Annotated in this window: 1 protein-coding gene; it reads right to left on the bottom strand. The window is 65.3% G+C overall.

Annotated features, from left to right (window positions below):
* Positions 1-9: 9 nt before the first annotated feature.
* On the bottom strand, positions 10-859 hold an 850-nt coding region (locus FLV34_RS39455), incomplete at its 5' end, for a non-reducing end alpha-L-arabinofuranosidase family hydrolase (protein WP_261986089.1).

The raw sequence follows: 859 nt of genomic DNA, 5'->3' as shown, positions 1-859 counted from the left end.
GTCAGGGCGTCAGCGCTGCAGGGTCAGCAGGCCGGGCCGGTAGGGCAGCAGGCCGTAGTCGCCGCCGGAGCTGGGGCTGCGGCCCTGGTAGAGCAGCTGCAGGTTGCAGGGGTCGACGGTCTTGGTCTGGTCGGGGTTGGTGCGGACCAGGTCGCCGTGGCTGATGTCGTTGGTCCAGGTGGCGCCGCTGTTGGCCTTGCCGGCGAAGGGGTTGCTCTCGCTGGTGGCCTGCGGGGTCCAGTTGCCGCCCAGGCTGGTGGCGGTGTAGGAGCGGAAGTAGCGGCCCTGCGAGCCGATCGACTCCACCAGCATCAGGTACTTGTTCTGGCCCTGGAGCTTGTAGACCTCGACACCCTCGAAGAGGTTGTTCGTCGAGTCGCTCATGATGGTGGTGTAGTTGGAGCCGAAGTTGCCCGGGAAGTTCCCGATGGGCATGCTCGACCGGTAGATCTTGCCGTTGTCCCCGGCGAAGAACAGGTACATGTTCTGGTCGTCACCGATGAGCGTCTGGTCGATCGGGCCGGTGCCGGAGCCGGAGATGCTCGCCGTCGACAGCGTCTGCTGCGCCGACCAGCCGTTCGGGTTGCTGGGGTCGGTCGAGGTCCGGTAGGAGAACGCGGTGCCGCCCCACTGGTACGCGAGCACCCAGATGTTCTTGGGAGCGAAGTAGAACAGCGTCGGCGCGACGGCCGAGAAGTTCATCGAGTTCTGGCTGGCCGAGGCCATGTCGGACCAGTTCGTGAACAGGCCGAAGTTCATCGAGCCCCAGCTCGATCCGTTGTCGTGCGTCGTCGCGTAGACGAGGTGCTTGCCGTTGTAGACGACGTTGGTGAAGTCCTTCAGCGAGACCCACCCGGAC

Source organism: Microbispora sp. CSR-4, from assembly GCF_008033685.1.
In the GTDB taxonomy this organism is placed as follows: Bacteria; Actinomycetota; Actinomycetes; order Streptosporangiales; family Streptosporangiaceae; genus Microbispora.
Note: the sequence above shows the minus strand (reverse complement) of the source record. Positions and strands in the feature narration are given on the sequence as shown.